15 protein-coding genes are annotated in these 14,687 nt (G+C 73.2%); 6 read left to right on the forward strand and 9 right to left on the reverse strand.

Annotated features, from left to right (window positions below; all coding sequences use genetic code 11):
- Window positions 1-51 precede the first annotated feature (51 nt).
- Together ACTXG6_RS13950 and ACTXG6_RS13955 are read right to left on the reverse strand one after the other, a co-directional pair.
- Window positions 52-1,269, reverse strand: a complete 1,218-nt coding sequence (locus ACTXG6_RS13950; RefSeq protein ID WP_445188216.1) for an alpha-hydroxy acid oxidase — start codon at window positions 1,267-1,269, stop codon at window positions 52-54.
- A 28-nt stretch (window positions 1,270-1,297) separates the two neighbouring features.
- Window positions 1,298-2,101, reverse strand: a complete 804-nt coding sequence (locus tag ACTXG6_RS13955) for a TrmH family RNA methyltransferase (protein ID WP_445188217.1) — start codon at window positions 2,099-2,101, stop codon at window positions 1,298-1,300.
- Between ACTXG6_RS13955 and ACTXG6_RS13960 the strand changes: the two genes are divergently transcribed.
- Window positions 2,100-3,506, forward strand: a complete 1,407-nt coding sequence (locus ACTXG6_RS13960) for a WS/DGAT/MGAT family O-acyltransferase (protein WP_445188218.1) — start codon at window positions 2,100-2,102, stop codon at window positions 3,504-3,506. The genes ACTXG6_RS13955 and ACTXG6_RS13960 overlap by 2 nt on opposite strands.
- Before the next feature lie 3 nt (window positions 3,507-3,509).
- Entirely contained in the window at window positions 3,510-4,019 is a 510-nt protein-coding gene (locus tag ACTXG6_RS13965; RefSeq protein WP_445188219.1) for a DUF6912 family protein, read from the forward strand.
- Window positions 4,020-4,022: 3 nt separating this feature from the next.
- On the opposite strand, the gene ACTXG6_RS13970 is transcribed toward ACTXG6_RS13965, so the two are convergent.
- From ACTXG6_RS13970 to aroA, 4 genes are all read right to left on the reverse strand, one after another.
- On the reverse strand, window positions 4,023-4,904 hold the full coding sequence (locus ACTXG6_RS13970) for a hypothetical protein (protein WP_445188220.1): 882 nt from the start codon (window positions 4,902-4,904) through the stop codon (window positions 4,023-4,025).
- A 105-nt stretch (window positions 4,905-5,009) separates the two neighbouring features.
- A complete protein-coding gene (locus tag ACTXG6_RS13975) occupies window positions 5,010-5,891 on the reverse strand; it encodes a hypothetical protein (RefSeq protein WP_445188221.1) in 882 nt (293 codons plus the stop codon).
- A 308-nt stretch (window positions 5,892-6,199) separates the two neighbouring features.
- The gene (rsgA, locus tag ACTXG6_RS13980; RefSeq protein WP_445188222.1) at window positions 6,200-7,237 is read right to left on the reverse strand and encodes a ribosome small subunit-dependent GTPase A; all 1,038 of its coding nucleotides are present in this window, start codon (window positions 7,235-7,237) and stop codon (window positions 6,200-6,202) included.
- On the reverse strand, window positions 7,237-8,520 hold the full coding sequence (gene aroA / locus ACTXG6_RS13985) for a 3-phosphoshikimate 1-carboxyvinyltransferase (protein ID WP_445188223.1): 1,284 nt from the start codon (window positions 8,518-8,520) through the stop codon (window positions 7,237-7,239). The genes rsgA and aroA overlap by 1 nt, the downstream gene beginning before the upstream one ends.
- A 121-nt stretch (window positions 8,521-8,641) precedes the next feature.
- Between aroA and ACTXG6_RS13990 the strand changes: the two genes are divergently transcribed.
- Window positions 8,642-9,553, forward strand: a complete 912-nt coding sequence (locus ACTXG6_RS13990; protein ID WP_445188224.1) for an SOS response-associated peptidase — start codon at window positions 8,642-8,644, stop codon at window positions 9,551-9,553.
- A 2-nt stretch (window positions 9,554-9,555) separates the two neighbouring features.
- A complete protein-coding gene (locus ACTXG6_RS13995; RefSeq protein ID WP_445188225.1) occupies window positions 9,556-10,161 on the forward strand; it encodes an alpha/beta hydrolase family protein in 606 nt (201 codons plus the stop codon).
- A 767-nt stretch (window positions 10,162-10,928) separates the two neighbouring features.
- Here ACTXG6_RS13995 and ACTXG6_RS14000 read toward each other — a convergent pair.
- The 3 genes from ACTXG6_RS14000 to ybaK all read right to left on the reverse strand — a co-directional run bounded on the left by ACTXG6_RS14000 (window position 10,929) and on the right by ybaK (window position 13,278).
- On the reverse strand, window positions 10,929-11,441 hold the full coding sequence (locus tag ACTXG6_RS14000; protein WP_445188226.1) for a hypothetical protein: 513 nt from the start codon (window positions 11,439-11,441) through the stop codon (window positions 10,929-10,931).
- A gap of 63 nt (window positions 11,442-11,504) precedes the next feature.
- Window positions 11,505-12,707: a hypothetical protein gene (locus ACTXG6_RS14005; protein WP_445188227.1), complete on the reverse strand. Its 1,203-nt coding sequence runs from the start codon at window positions 12,705-12,707 to the stop codon at window positions 11,505-11,507.
- Window positions 12,708-12,807: 100 nt separating this feature from the next.
- Window positions 12,808-13,278: a Cys-tRNA(Pro) deacylase gene (ybaK, locus tag ACTXG6_RS14010; RefSeq protein ID WP_445188228.1), complete on the reverse strand. Its 471-nt coding sequence runs from the start codon at window positions 13,276-13,278 to the stop codon at window positions 12,808-12,810.
- A gap of 274 nt (window positions 13,279-13,552) precedes the next feature.
- Between ybaK and ACTXG6_RS14015 the strand changes: the two genes are divergently transcribed.
- Window positions 13,553-14,344 carry a sigma-70 family RNA polymerase sigma factor gene (locus ACTXG6_RS14015; protein ID WP_445188229.1) on the forward strand — a complete coding sequence of 264 codons (792 nt, stop codon included), beginning with the start codon at window positions 13,553-13,555 and terminating at the stop codon, window positions 14,342-14,344.
- Window positions 14,341-14,679 carry a mycothiol system anti-sigma-R factor gene (gene rsrA, locus ACTXG6_RS14020; RefSeq protein WP_445188230.1) on the forward strand — a complete coding sequence of 113 codons (339 nt, stop codon included), beginning with the start codon at window positions 14,341-14,343 and terminating at the stop codon, window positions 14,677-14,679. Before ACTXG6_RS14015 ends, rsrA begins: the two co-directional genes overlap by 4 nt.
- Window positions 14,680-14,687: the final 8 nt, after the last annotated feature.

Genomic DNA, 14,687 nt, shown 5'->3' on the forward strand with positions numbered 1-14,687 from the left:
GGCGCCGGGTCAGGGGAGCCGGGTCAGGGGCGCCGGGTCAGGGGCGCCGGGTCAGGGGCGCAGCGAGACGTGGTGCGGGCGTAGCTCGGTGACGCTGTTGACCCCGAGCAGGGCCATGGTCCGGGCCACCTCGTCGCTCAGGATCTGGACCGCCCTGGCGACCCCGCGCTGCCCGCCGGCCATCAGCCCGTAGAGGTAGGCCCGGCCGACCAGTGCGGCGTGCGCGCCCATCGCCAGCGCCGCCACCACGTCGGCCCCGGTGGTGAACCCGGTGTCCACGAGCACCTCGGCGCGGCCGTCGACGGCCTCCCGCACGGCCGGCACGATCTCCAGCGGCACCGGGGCCCGGTCGAGCTGGCGGCCGCCGTGGCTGGACAGCAGCACGGCGTCCGCGCCGGCCGCGACCACCCGCTCGGCGTCGGCCACCGACTGCACGCCCTTGGCCACGAGCTTGCCCGGCCACTGGCCACGCAGCCATTCCACATCGGCCATGGTGATGGCCGGGTCGAAGACGCGGTCGATCAGCTCAGCCACCGTGCCCTCGGAGCTGGTCAGGCTGGCGAACGTGAGCGGTTCGGTGGTCAGCAGGTCGAACCACCAGCGCGGGTGCGTCGCGCCGTCCACGAAGGTGCGCAGGGTCAGCTGCGGCGGCACGGTCATCCCGTTGCGGACGTCGCGCAGCCGGGCGCCGGCGACCGGGGTGTCCACGGTCAGCATCAGCGTGTCGTAGCCGGCGGCGACCGCCCGTTCGATCAGGTCCTTGGCCGGGGCTCGGTCGCGCCACAGGTACAGCTGGAACCACTTGCGGGCGCCCGGCCCGGCGGCGGCCACGTCCTCGATGGTTGTGGTGCCCATGGTGGACAGGGTGTACGGGATGCCGGCCTCTTCGGCGACGGCCACCACCGCGCGCTCGCCCTCGGTGTGCATCATCCGGGTGAAGCCGGTGGGGGCCAGCGCGAACGGCTGGGTGGACGGCTTGCCCAGGATCGTGGTCTCGGTGCTGATCTTGGAGACGTCGTGCAGCACCGACGGGTGGAACTCGAGGCGCTGGAACGTCTCCCGGGCCCGGCGCAGGGCCAGCTCGCCGACCCCGGCCGCCCCGTCGGTGTAGTCGAACACCGCCCTCGGTGCGCGCCGCCGGGCCAGTGTGCGCAGGTCGGCGATGGACGCGGCGCGGTTCAGCCGCCGCTGGGTGGCGTCCAGGCAGATCGGGGCGGGACGGAGCAGCTCACGCAGCTCGGCCGGGTGTGGCAGACGACGTTGCACCATAGGCCTACCTTAGGCACCCGCGCGGCGGTTACGCCTGCCGGCGGCGCAGCAGCTCGTAGCTGGCCACCGCCGCCGCGCTGGCCACGTTCAGCGACTCCACCCCGCCGTGCATCGGGATGGACACGGTGCCGTCCAGCAGCGCGCGCACCGCCTCGGACATCCCGTCCGTCTCGTTGCCGAGCACCAGGGCGACCCGTTCCGGCAGCGGGTCGCGCAGCAGCGAGGTCGGTGCGTCACCGGCCAGCCCGAGCACCCGGATGCCGGCCGCCCGGAGCGCGGCGCAGCCCTCGGCGGCGGTGGCGCAGCGCAGCACCGGCGCCCGGAACGCGACGCCGGCCGACGCCTTGATCACCAGCGGGTCGATCGCGGGCACGCCCCGGCGGGGCACCAGCACGCCGTCGATCCCGGCCGCGGTCGCGGTGCGCAGCACCATGCCGACGTTGCCCGGGTTGGTCACCGCGTCCAGCACGAGCAACGAGCACGGGGTGTCGCCGGGCAGGTCGGCCAGCTCGTCGAGGTACTCGGTGAGCGGGCGCATCCGGGGGGCCACGATGTCGGCCAGCACACCCTGGTCGTGGTGGCCGTTGCCGGCGAGCACCTTGACCCGGTGCGCACTGGCCTGCTGGACCGGGACCCCGCGGCCCCTGGCTGCGTCCAGGATGGCGGTCAGCGTGCCACCCCTGGCGTTGTCCGCCGTAATGATCTTGTCGACGGTCAGCGAAGGGTCGGACAGGGCTTCGAGCACGGGCTTGCGGCCGTACACGGTGATATACGTGTCTTTCGGGCTGCGCGGCGGCACGCGCGCCAGCATCGCATGCGAGGATCGCGCCATGCCGGATCGCCTCTCGGCGTTGGACGCGTCGTTCCTCTACCTCGAACATCCCACCACCCCGATGCACGTGGGCGCGGTCGCCATCTTCCGGCGGCCCCGCTCAGGATTCGACTACGAGCGACTGCTGCGCCTGATCGACCAGCGCATCGGACTGGTTCCCCGGTACCGGCAGAAGGTGCGCCACGTCCCGGCCGCGCTGGCCCGCCCGGTCTGGGTGGACGACCCCGATTTCGACCTCACCTACCACGTGCGCCGCTCCGCGCTGCCCAAACCTGGCACCGACCGGGCGTTCAACGACCTGATCGCCCGGCTGATGTCCCGCCCGCTCGACCACACCCGCCCGCTCTGGGAGATGTACCTGGTCGAAGGCCTGGACCGCAACCGCATCGCGATGCTCACCAAGACGCACCAGGCGCTGGTGGACGGCATCCGGGCGATCGACATCGCGCAGGTCATCCTGGACGTGTCGGCCACCCCGAGGGAGGACTTCGGGGTGTCCTGGAGCCCGCGCCGCGAGCCCGGCCGGGTCAAGCTGATCACCGACGCGGTGCTGGAGGCCTGGCGCCGGCCGACCGAGGTGGTGGACAACGTGCGGGCCGCCGCCGGTGACGCCGCCGCCACCGCCGGCAAGGTGGTGGACGTGCTCGGCCAGGTGGCCACGGTGATCAGGACGGCGGCCAGCCAGGCGCCGCCCAGCCCGCTGAACGTGTCGATCTCCACGCAGCGCCGGTTCGCGGTGGCCCGCACGCGGCTGGACGACTACCGGGCGGTGCGCGCCGTACACGGTTGCGCGGTCAACGACGTGGTGCTCGCGGTGATCTCCGGCGCGATGCGCAACTGGCTGCTGTCCCGGGGCGAGCCGGTCACCGGGTCCAGCACGGTCCGCGCGATGGTGCCGCTCTCGGTGCGCGCCGAGCCGGACGACGCCAGGGTGCTGGACGCCGCGCTGGGCAACCGGGTGGCCTCCTTCCTGGTGGACCTGCCGGTGGGGGAGCCGAACGCGGTGGTGCGGCTGCACCAGATCACCCACCAGATGCGGGCGCACGCGGAGAGCGGGCGTTCGGTGGGCGCGGAGAGCCTGGTCCGCCTCGGTGGGTTCGCCCCGCCGACGCTGCACGCACTCGGTGCCAGGGCCGCCAGCGGCATCTCCCGGCGGATCTTCAACCTGGTGGTGACCAACGTGCCGGGTCCGCAGGTCCCGCTGTACGCGGCCGGGGCCACCATGCTGGAGATGTTCCCGGTCGTGCCGCTGGCCAAGGGGCAGGCGCTGGCGATCGGGCTCACCTCGTACGACGGCGGGGTGTACTACGGATTCAACGCGGACCGGGATGCCATGGGCGACGTCGAGATGCTCGCTGGCATGATCTCGGAGTCGCTCGACGAACTCATTGGCTCGGTGGGCTGAGTAATGCGGATCTATGTACCGGCGACGCTGCCGATGTTGCGGCGTCTGGTGGCTGACGGCGTCCTGGACCCGTTGGGTGGCACGGCGTTCGCGTTGACGCCATCGCTGCGCGAGTCGTACTCCGTCGGCGACGCCGACGAGCTGGAGTACGTCGCGATGCGCGACGCCGCCCGTGCCTCGCTGCGGCTGTTGGCGATCGAGCTGACCGGCGAGCAGCCGGCCTGGGCGCGGCGGGTGGTGGTGGCCGCCGACACCGACGCCGCGGTGGCCCGGCCGGACCTCGACGACGCCGCGGTGCGGGTGACCGGGTCGATCCCGGTGACCTCGGTGGCCGCGGTGCACATCGACGACCCGGAGGCGGAGTACGCGGTGCGCCAGGCCGCCGCCGTGGTGGACGAGGCCGACATGGGCGACCCGGACGCCGAGTTCACCCTCGGCGAGGTCGAGGACTTCGAGCTGGCCTGGTACGACCCGTCGGAGCTGCCGTTCCTGCTCGAGCTGCTGGACCTGTAGCGCTCAGTTGCCGCCGACCACCTGCGCGGGCGTCGGGGTGGGGATGTCCACCGGCTGCCCCCAGTCGCGGTACCGGACCGTCACGACGTACGTGGTGTGGCTGCCGTCGTCGGCCGTCACCGACTTGCTGAGCACCATCCGCAGCGGCCGGTTGCGGGCGTCCAGCCAGAGCGTGGTGTCGTCCGAGGCCCCACCGGAGGCCACCAGGTCGGCCAGCGCCTTCATCACCGCCGGGTTGTCCTGCTGCTGGGTGGCCTTGGCCAGATCCAGGGTGATCTTGTAGCGGACGGCGGGCACCCCGTCCAGGGTGTCGTCGGCCGACTCCACGATGCTCGCGCCGTCGCCGAGCTGGGCGAACGTCCGGGTGGGGTTGGCGCTGTCGCGCAGGCTCTGCACGATCTGGTTGAACCGGTTGACGGTCGGGTTGGTCGGGATCGACCGCATCTGGAACCAGATCTTGCCGGGCTGCACGGACACGGTCCCGGCCGGCGGTTTGAGGTACGCCTGGTTCGGCAGGATCAGCAGGGTGAACGCCGGGCCGGCCGGCGAGTCCAGCGGCTGCACGCTCTGCAGGACCTGCATGGCGATGGCGCCGCCGGCGTCGTACCGCAGCTCGCCGTCGCCGAGCATGCTGTTCGGCGGGTTCTCGGTGGTCACCCCGGTCAGGTGGAGCTTGACCGAGCGGTCGGCGGCCTGCTGGTCGGCCGCCACCGCGACCAGCTGGGACACCGTCGTGTAGTGCGGCAGCTCGGGCGCGCCGGTCGGGCCCGGCGGGGTGGGCTGCCCACCGCAGCCGGCCACCAGCGCCGCGAGCAACAGCGCGCCGGGCACGGCGAACATCGGCACAGTGAACATCGGCATGGTGAACATCGGTACGGTGAACATCGGTACCAACTGGCGCATCAGCCCCCCAGGAATGCAGCTGACACGCTACTGGTCGCCAGGCTCGCGCGGGGGCAACGCCGCCGGTTCGGGTCGGGCCAGCCCGACTCAGCTGGGCGCGACCTGGTCCGCCGGTGGCGCGCTGATCTGAACCGGCTGGCCCCACTCCCGGTACCGCGCTTCCACCGTGTAGGTGCCCTGGCCGGCCGGTAGCGGTTGCGCCAGCAGCACCCGCAGCGGATGGTTGCGCGCGTCCAGCCAGAGCGAGGACTCCACCGCGGACACCCCGTTCTGGACGGTCTGCCGCAGCGACTGCGCGACCGTCGGGTCCTGGGCCTGGGCGGCGGCCTTGGCCACGTCGACCCGGATGAGGTAGCGGACCGCCGGAGCCCCGTCCAGTGGGTCCTCCGCCGACGAGACGATGGTCGCGGCATCGCCGAACCGGGTGAAGCTCAGGGTGGGGTCGGCGTTGGCCCGCAACGCCTGGACCAGCTGGCCGAACTGCTGGCTCACCGGGTCGGTCGCGTTCGGCTGGATCCGCAGCCAGGACTTGCCCGGCGGGATCGGGAAGCCGACGCCGGGCGGCGGCTTCACGTACGCCTCGTCGGGAAGCACGACGAACCCGAGCTCGAGCGGGGTGGGCGCGCCGGCCGGTTGGACCTGCTCGGTCAGCCGCATCGAGGAGCCCGTCGGGTCGAAGCTGATCGCCCCGTCGCCGTTCGTGGTGGCCTGCGCCGGTCCGCCGCTGCTGCCACCGGTCACGGTGAGCTTGGCGGTGCGGTCGGCCTTCATCTGGGTGCCGGTGGCGGTGCCCAGCTGGGCCAGGGTCGTGTACTTGACCAGCGGTGGGGCGGGCGGTGCGGCGGGCGCGCCGGCGGGTGTGCCGGCGCCGCAGCCGGCGAGGAGCGTGGCAAGCAACCCGGCCGCCACGGTGAGCGCCGCCGCGGCGACCCCGCGAGGTGCGCGGCGGAGCTGGGCGGGTCGGTGCATCGGAGGCCTCCAGATCGGGGGCGGGCCGGTTCACCGTATCGGCTGACGGCCGGTCACGCCGGGCCTGGACCCGTACGCCCGGGAGGGCCGGACGGCCCAGCGGAGCGGCGGCGGACGGCCGGCGCCGTGGTCCGAATGGCCGGCCGGGGCTAGGGCAGGCGGGGCTAGGGCAGGCGGGGCTAGGACCAGGCGGGGCTAGGGCAGGCGGGGCTAGGGCAGGCGGGGCTAGGGCAGGCGGGGCTAGGACCAGGCGGGGCTAGGACCAGGGGCGGGGCTAGGACCAGGACGGGGCTAGGACCAGGACGGGGCTAGGACCAGGACGGGGCGGCCAGCGCGACCAGTACCCGGCGCAGCGCGGCGAGCCGGCCGGCACTGACCCCGCCGCTGGCGACCAGCGCGTCCAGCGCGCACTCCGGGTCCGCCGGCGGACCGAGGTGTCCACACCCGCGCGGGCAGTCGGTGATCGCGGCGGCCAGGTCGGCGAAGGCGCTGACCACCTCGGTCGCCGAGACGTGCGCCAGCCCGAACGAGCGCACCCCGGGGGTGTCCACCACCCAGCCGCCGCCGGGCAGCGGGATGGCCACCGCCGAGGACGACGTGTGCCGCCCCTTCCCGACCCCGGACACCCGCCCCACCGCCCGGGCGGCGTCCGGCACCAGCGCGTTGACCAGCGTCGACTTGCCCACCCCTGAGTGGCCGATGAGCGCCGATACCCGCCCGGCGAGCACCTCGCGCATCTCGTCCGGGGGCCGGTCGAACCGGGTGACGACGATCGGCAGGTCCAGCTCGTGCCAGCCGGCGGCCACCACGGCGGGGTCGGCGGTGGGCTGCGTGTCGGCCAGGTCGGCCTTGGTCAGGCAGAGCAGCGGGCGCAGCCCACCGGCGTAGGCGGCGACCAGCGCACGGTCCACGAAGCCGACGCTGGGCGGCGGGTCGGCCAGTGCGGCCACGATCACCAGCTGCTCGGCGTTGGCCACCACGATCCGCTCGTACGCGTCGTTATCGTCGGCGGTGCGGCGCAGCACACTGGTCCGCTCGTCGACGCGGATGATGCGGGCCAGTGCGTCCGACCCGCCGGACTGGTCGCCCACCAGCCCGACCCGGTCGCCGACGACGATCGGGGTGCGGCCCAGCTCCCGGGCGCGCATGGCGACCACCAGCGCGTCCAGGTCGCCGGGGCGGGCGGAGTCGGGGATGCAGGTCCACCGGCCCCGGTCCACCGCGACGACCATCGCCGGCTCGGCGTCGGTGTGCTCCGGGCGGATCTTGGTACGCGGCCGCGAGCTCCGCCGCCCGGGGCGGATCCGGACGTCGGTCTCGTCGTACTGCCTCGGCGCCGGCGCCATCAGCTCCCCGTGTCCCCGGACCGCGAGTTGTCGGATACCAGGGCGGCCCAGCGGCCTGGGAAGTCCGGGATGGTCTTGTCCGTGCAGCCGATATCGTCCACCGTCACACCCGGGATGACCAGGCCGAGCAGCGCGCCGGCGGTGGCCATCCGGTGGTCCGCGTAGGCGCCCCACAGCCGGTCGGGCCGCCCGTGCAGCGGCCGGGGCCGGATCGCCAGCCCGTCCGGCGTCTCGGTGGCGTCCGCGCCGAGCGCGCTGAGCTCGGTGGCCAGCGCGGCCAGCCGGTCGGTCTCGTGGCCGCGCAGGTGGGCGATCCCGCGCAGCCGGGACGGGCCGTCGGCCAGCGCGGCCAGCGCGGCGATGGTGGGGGCCAGCTCGCCGACGTCGTGCAGGTCGACGTCCACGCCGCGCAGCCGGTCCGGCCCGGTGACCGTCATCCCGTCCGGGCCCGGTGTCACGGTGGCGCCGAACTGGTCCAGCACGCCGAGGATGGCCGCCCCCGGCTGGGTGGACGCGGTCGGCCAGCCGAGCACGGTGACCCGGCCGCCGGTGATCGCCGCCGCCGCCAGGTACACCGACGCGTTGGACAGGTCCGGCTCGACCGTCCAGTCCCGCGCGGCGATCGGGCCGGCGGACACCCGCCAGGTGTTCGGCTCGCCGTCATCCACCTCGACGCCGGCGGCGCGCAGCATCTCGACGGTCATCTCGATGTGCGGCAGCGAGGGCACCGGCCTGCCGTCGTGGTGGACCGTCAGTCCCTTGTCGTAGGCCGCCCCGGACAGCAGCAGCCCGGAGACGAACTGGGACGAGCCGGAGGCGTCCAGCACCACCTCCCCGCCGGGCAGCCCGCCGGTCCCGTGCAGGGTGAACGGCAGGTTGTCGCCGATGCCGTGCGTCTCGACCCGGGCGCCGAGCGCGCGCAGCCCGTCCAGCACCGGACCCATCGGGCGCTCCCGGGCGCGCGGGTCGCCGTCGAAGCGCACCGGCCCGGCGGCCAGCACCGCGGCCGGCGGGACGAACCGCATCACCGTGCCGGCCAGCCCGACGTCCACCTCGGTGCCGCCGCGCCAGCCGTCGTGCGCGCCGACCTCGATCAGCTCGCCGGCACCGCGGACCGGCACGCCGAGGGACCGCAGCGCGCCCACCATCAGCGCGGTGTCCCGGCTGGCCGGCGCGCCCGCGACCGTGCACTTGCCACCGGACAGCGCGGCGAGCAGCAACGCCCGGTTGGTCTGCGACTTCGAGCCCGGCGCGACGACGGCCCCGGTCACCGGAGCGGTCACGGTCGGTGCCGGCCACGGCTCCGGTCTCGGCTCCGGGCTCGACTGACTGGGCGGTGCTGGGTGCGGTGCTGACGCGTCGGGCATGTGCTCATGATTCCGCACTCGTGGGAGCATGGCGTACATGTGTGGTCGGTATGCCTCGACCAAGTCGGCGGCGGACATCGCGGACGAGTTCCGTGCGGTGGACGCCACCGGTGACGCCGCGCCCGATGCGGACTACAACGTGGCGCCCACGAAGCCGGTGCTCGCCGTGGTCCAACGCCATCCCCGCGACGCCGACGGCGCCCCGGACGGCAGCCGCACCGAGCGCAGTGTGCGGGTGCTGCGCTGGGGGTTGGTGCCGTCCTGGGCGAAGGATCCGTCGGTCGGCTCCCGCATGATCAACGCGCGCGCCGAGACGGCCGCGACGAAGCCGGCGTTCCGCAAAGCACTGGCTGCCCGCCGCTGCCTGCTGCCGGCCGACGGCTGGTACGAGTGGCGCCGGGCCGCCGCGTCCGGCGCCGCCACCAAGTCCGGCGCGGCCGGCAAGCAGCCGTTCTTCATCACCGGCTCGGCCAACGGCAAGCCGGGCGGCTCGCTGGCGCTGGCCGGGGTGTGGGAGTTCTGGCGCCCGGCGGACGGCGGCGAGCCACTGCTCACCGCCGCGGTGCTGACCACCGAGGCGGTCGGCCCGCTGGCCGAGATCCACGAGCGGATGCCACTGCTGCTCGCCCCGGCCGACTGGTCGGCCTGGCTGGACCCGGACGCCGCCCCGCCGATGGACCTGCTGGCGCCGCCGTCGGCCGAGCTGGTCGCCGGGTTGGAGCTGCGCCCGGTGTCCTCGCGGGTGAACAACGTGCGCAATGAGGGCCCGGAGCTGGTGGAACGCGTCGAAGTCGCCGAGCCCGCGCTGGCGCTGGACCTGGACACCCCCGGAAAACCCCCTGAGTCGCCCGCTGAGCCGCCAGCGGACCCGCACGCACCGTCAGCGCCAGCGGACCCGCACACACCGTCAGGGCAGCCCGCCGGCGCGCGATCCGCCGCACGCCGGTGAGCATGCTCGAGATCGAGACCCCGCACGGGCTGGCCAGGGTGGATCTGCACTGCGTCCCGGAGGGTCGGGCCGGGTTGCTGCTCGGGCACGGTGCCGGCGGCGGGATCGCGGCGCCGGACCTGGTGGCCGCGGCTCAGTCGGCGCGCCGGGCCGGGGTGCACGTCGCCCTGGTGGAGCAGCCGTACCGGGTGGCCGGGCGGCGCGCGCCGGCCCCGGCCAAGCAGCTCGACACCGCGTGGCTGGCCGTCGTGGAGTATCTCGGCGCGGGTGTGCTGGAGGGGTTGCCGCTGGTCTTCGGCGGGCGCTCCTCCGGCGCCAGGGTGGCCTGCCGTACCTCGGACGAGGGCGGCGCGGCCGCGGTGCTCTGCCTGGCGTTCCCGGTGCACCCGCCGGGCAAGCCGGAGAAGGACCGGCTGCCCGAGCTGGCCGGGGTGGACGTGCCGATCCTGGTGGTGCAGGGCGAGCGGGACCCGTTCGGCCAGCCCGCGCCGGCACCGCACCGCGACGTCGTGCTGCTGCCCGGCGACCATTCGCTGAAGGGCGACCTGGACGGCCTGTCCCGCGCCGTCGGCGAGTGGTTGGAACGGATACTCCGCCCGATCACGTAGCCCGATCACGTAGCCCGATCACGTAGCCCGATCACGTAGCCCGATCACGTAGCCCGATCACGTAGCCCGATCACGTAGCCCGATCACGTAGCCCGGCCCCCACAGGGCAGGGCCCGACCCGCACCGGGTAGCCGGGCCCGCACAGAGCAGGTGCGGCCCGCACAGACCGGCTGCAGCCCGCACAGACGTTGAACACTGTGTGCGAGGCGCACGCGGTCTGTGCGAGCGGGCTCGGTGCCGCCACCGCCCAGCGGCCGGCGCAACGCCATGGCCACGGCGCCAGCACCCTGTTACCGAGCCGCCCACGGCGCCTGCACCCTGTTACCGAGCTGCACACGGTGCAGGTCGGACGGCCGAATAACCTGCCTGGTGTGCAGCTCGGTAACGACAGGCCGGTGGCCGCACCGCGGTCGCGACGTGCTCCGAGGCATCAACCGGATCACGCTCGCGGCCGCCCACCGAGCCGAGCCCGAACTCGCACAGAGCGCGTAGGGCCCCGCGCCGTGACCACGTAGCCCGGCTCGCGTAGCCCGATCACATAGCCCGGCTCCCACAGCCCAGGTGCCGCCCGCACAGACGTTGCAGCCCCTGTGCCGCCCGCGGCCGGTCTGTGCGAGCCGGGCTCCGGCGTGCGCGGGCTCCGGCGTGCGCGGGCTCCGGCGTGCGCGGGCTCCGGCGTGCGCGGGCTCCGGCGTGCGCGGGCTCCGGCGTGCGCGGGCTCCGGCGTGCGCGGGCTCCGGCGTGCGAGCGGGCTCCCGGCGTGCGCGCTAGTGGCTTGCGGGCACCCCGGCGGTCACGGTGAACGACGAGATCATCTCGGTGAGGATGTGCTCGTCGACCTCGGCGCGCTCGGTCAGGCAGCTGCCGACCAGTGCGTACACACTGCGCACGCCGGTGGGGGACCGGTCCGGCCCCTCGGTGGTGACCGCGAGCTGGCGGACCATCCGGCCCTCCAGCATCAGGTCCGTCCGGCGAGCCGCGCTGGGCAGCTGCTCCTCGCTCTCGGCGCCGTCCATCCCGATCGCCACGATGTCGGTGGCGCCCGCGCCGAGCAGCGCCTCCTCGGCCAGCTCGCCGAGCTCCTTGTCCTCCGGAACCCGCTCACCGAAGACCACCAGGTTGACCCGGAAGTTGTCGCTCGGTGGGGCGAGGAAGGCAATCAGGCCGCCGGCTGGCTCGATCGCCGACCACTCAGCTGGCACATCGATCCGGAATGCGCCGATGCCAGGGGAGACCGAATTCGGCCACCCCACGTTCTGCATCGACCCGTTCGAACTCATCACGCTACCTTAACGTCGTCTTATTGATGATCTTAGCGGACCTGCTGATCCTGCCACAGAGCGTTATATTTTGTAATCTCCCCCGGTGACGCCTCCCCCGGGAGTGGACGGGTGCGGGCCCCCGCTGGGCGTCGGTCGAGCCTCGGTGGACCAGCGGGCAAAAGCCGGTCTACGCACGAGATGCGCCAGCCCGAGCCAGATCGCGGCGAGCCCGCCGGCCGCCCCGGCGACCGATCTGTAGTCCAGCGGCGGGGCCACCAGCAGCACGTCCTGCAACCACGCTCCGCCACTGATCGCGGCCGCCACCAGCATGGCACCGAGCAGCGGGCGGGCCGGCCAGCGCAGGCGCGCCAGCAACTCCGAGGACATCACCAGGTCCACCACCAGCGCACCGCCGAGCAGCAGGAACGGCACCGCGGAGCGGGGGAACCCGGTGCCGGCGAGCAGCACCCAGGTGACGCAGCGGTAGGTCAGGTAGGCGGCGGTGACCGCGGTCGCCGACCAGCGCCAGCCGATCATCCAGCGGGCCAGCACCAGCACCAGCACCGCGGCGGCGAGGATCCACGCCAGGTAGACCCAGGCCGGCACCGGCAGCGCGAAGTGGATCAGTGAGGCCCGGTCGACGGGGCGGCCGATCTGGTCGGCGGCGAACTGCAGCAGGCTCGGTTCGGCCTCCGGGCGGCCGGCGTCCCAGGCGGCGACCGCGTACACGCCGTACTCCTGCTGCCCGGCCACGAACATCGTGTTCTCCAGGAAGAACACCCACAGGGCACCGAGTGTCCAGGGCCGCCACCGGTCCGCCGGCCCGTACAGACCCCAACCCCGGATCACCCCGGCGAGCATCACCGCGGTGCCCAGGTAGAGCAGTCCGTGGGTGGGGCTCCAGGTGGTGATGTCCAGGCCGTTGACCCGGTGGTTGATCACGTCCAGTGGAATGGCCAGCAGGAAGACTCCCGCGCCGACCTGCATCAGGCGCAGCGCCCGGCGGTCCACCCCGTAGCCGGTGTAGCTGTGGAAGGCGACCAGCCCGACGGCCATCGCGGTGCCCGCCGAGTTCAGCAGGTGCGGCGGTGCCAGGTCGTCGCGCAACCAGCGGAAGTGCCAGGACACGTCCCAGCCGGCACCGAGCATCTTCAGCAGCAGGGCCGCCAGCCACAGTCGGTAGACCGTCACCAGTTCGGTCTCAGGTAGCGCCCTCGGCGCCGTCCCCGGGGTCACCCAGGCGTGCCACAGCTCCCGGGCACGGACCACCGAAACCTGCGACATCCGGTCATGATGGTGGCTCTGTGGCATGGGGAGAAGACTAAAGGGCCCAGAACGCGGCCTCAGATCGCCTGGATGAGTTACATCCGCGCCGGTCGGGTTCTCAGTATGAGGTAATGGCCGCGACTGTGGCTCCGGTCAGCCGGACCAGGTCGCCCGGGGCCAGTTCCACCTCGAGGCCACGCCGCCCACCGCTGCAGAAGACCGTGTCGTAGTCGGTCGCCGAGGCGTCCAGCACGATCCGCAGCCGCTTCTTCTGGCCCAGCGGGGAGATCCCGCCGGCCACGTAGCCGGTAGCCCGCTCCGCCGCCTTGATCTCGGCCATCTTGGCCCGTTTGCCGCCCACCGCCGAAGCCAGCGCCTTCAGGTCCAGGGTGCCGGTGACCGGCAGCACGCCGACCGTCAGGCCGCCGTCGACCTCGGCGACCAGGGTCTTGAAGACGCGGGCCGGGTCCAGCCCGAGTGCCCGGGCGGCCTCCGGACCGTAGGCCTCGCCGGCCCGGTGCGGATAGCTGTGTACCTGGTAGGCCACCCGCTGGGCGTCGAGCAGCGCGGTCGCCGGGGTTCCCGCCATGGCAGGGGAGAATACGGTGCCGTCCGGGCCGGGGTGGCTCGGCACACACCCGGGGGCGGGGAATGCGCGCCCGCTCCCCGGCGTTCCAGCCAACGTGCAACATGCCGTATTGACCCCTCTGACGGGAGAGCTCTTGCCTGGTCTCTTGCCGGGTCTCTCGCACGACTCAGATGTGCGCGTCCCCACGTCAGCACCCCCCGGCCGCCACCGGCCGCGGGGCGTATCCTCAGCTTCGGTCGATATCGATATCGACATTGATATCGACGCAGCCGCCATGTCGATGGCGAGCAAGCTGGGGACGCCGCGCAAGCGGCGCGGAGGGAGCTCGGTGCCACCTGAGGGCGAGCCGGCGGAGGTGCGGGCCGTCAACCAGGCCGGCGAGGTCGAGCGGCCGGCTGATGCGGAGCTGAGCGCTGTCCCGGCTGTCGCTGTGCCGGAGGTTGCTGTTCCGGAGGTCGCTGTCCCGGACGAGGAGGAGCCGGTGGAGACCGCCGAGCTGCTCGCGTCCCGGTTCGAGCGCGACGCGATGCCGTTGCTGGATCAGCTCTACGGCGCCGCGCTGCGGATGACGCGAAACCCGGCCGACGCGGAGGACCTGGTCCAGGAGACCTACCTGAAGGCGTACGCCGCGTTCGCTTCGTTCCGCGCCGGCACCAACCTGAAGGCGTGGCTCTATCGCATCCTGACCAACACCTACATCAACGGGTACCGCAAGCGGCAGCGCCAGCCCGCGCAGCACCCGACCGACGAGATCACCGACTGGCAGCTCGCCCAGGCCGGTGAGCACAGCTCGGTCGGACTGCGTTCGGCCGAGGTGGAAGCGCTGGACCTGTTGCCGGACAGCGCGGTCAAGGCCGCACTGCAGGAGCTGCCGGAGGACTTCCGGATGGCGGTCTACCTCGCCGACGTCGAGGGATTCGCCTACAAGGAGATCGCTGACATCATGGGCACCCCGATCGGTACCGTCATGTCCCGCCTGCACCGCGGTCGGCGTCAGCTGCGCGACCTGCTGACCGACACCGCCCGTGAGCGCGGGTTCTTGCGTGGGCAGGAGGTAGCCCAGTGAGCTGCGGAGACGAGCACGAGACGGACTGCAACGAGGTCCTCGCCGAGGTGTGGTTGTTCCTGGACCAGGAGTGCAACCAGAACCGCAGGGACCTGCTGCGCCAGCACCTCGACGAGTGCCACCCGTGCCTCGCGCAGTACGGCCTCGAGGAGAAGCTCAAGGAGCTGCTGGCCCGCAAGTGTGGTGGCGAGCAGGCGCCGAACACGCTGAAGGCGCGGCTGCGGGACCAGATCCGACTGGCGGTGCTCGAGCAGGCCCAGGTCACCGTGGAGAGCGGGCCGGGCGGCACCACCAGCATCGAGGTACGCAGTACCCGGATCGAGCGCCGCGTCTGACCAGGCGT

The organism is Pseudonocardia sp. Cha107L01 (assembly GCF_052566575.1).

Excerpts from the sequence above, each read along its gene's own strand:
- ACTXG6_RS13960 (WP_445188218.1), top strand. The coding sequence starts at position 2,100 with ATGCCGGATCGCCTCTCGGCGTTGGACGCGTCGTTCCTCTACCTCGAA.
- ACTXG6_RS14015 (WP_445188229.1), top strand. The coding sequence starts at position 13,553 with ATGTCGATGGCGAGCAAGCTGGGGACGCCGCGCAAGCGGCGCGGAGGG.
- rsgA (WP_445188222.1), bottom strand. The coding sequence starts at position 7,237 with ATGGCGCCGGCGCCGAGGCAGTACGACGAGACCGACGTCCGGATCCGC.
- ACTXG6_RS13990 (WP_445188224.1), top strand. The coding sequence starts at position 8,642 with ATGTGTGGTCGGTATGCCTCGACCAAGTCGGCGGCGGACATCGCGGAC.
- ACTXG6_RS13970 (WP_445188220.1), bottom strand. The coding sequence starts at position 4,904 with ATGTTCACCGTACCGATGTTCACCATGCCGATGTTCACTGTGCCGATG.
- ACTXG6_RS13950 (WP_445188216.1), bottom strand. The coding sequence starts at position 1,269 with ATGGTGCAACGTCGTCTGCCACACCCGGCCGAGCTGCGTGAGCTGCTC.
- ybaK (WP_445188228.1), bottom strand. The coding sequence starts at position 13,278 with ATGGCGGGAACCCCGGCGACCGCGCTGCTCGACGCCCAGCGGGTGGCC.
- ACTXG6_RS13975 (WP_445188221.1), bottom strand. The coding sequence starts at position 5,891 with ATGCACCGACCCGCCCAGCTCCGCCGCGCACCTCGCGGGGTCGCCGCG.
- ACTXG6_RS14005 (WP_445188227.1), bottom strand. The coding sequence starts at position 12,707 with ATGTCGCAGGTTTCGGTGGTCCGTGCCCGGGAGCTGTGGCACGCCTGG.
- ACTXG6_RS14000 (WP_445188226.1), bottom strand. The coding sequence starts at position 11,441 with ATGAGTTCGAACGGGTCGATGCAGAACGTGGGGTGGCCGAATTCGGTC.
- ACTXG6_RS13965 (WP_445188219.1), top strand. The coding sequence starts at position 3,510 with ATGCGGATCTATGTACCGGCGACGCTGCCGATGTTGCGGCGTCTGGTG.
- ACTXG6_RS13955 (WP_445188217.1), bottom strand. The coding sequence starts at position 2,101 with ATGGCGCGATCCTCGCATGCGATGCTGGCGCGCGTGCCGCCGCGCAGC.
- ACTXG6_RS13995 (WP_445188225.1), top strand. The coding sequence starts at position 9,556 with ATGCTCGAGATCGAGACCCCGCACGGGCTGGCCAGGGTGGATCTGCAC.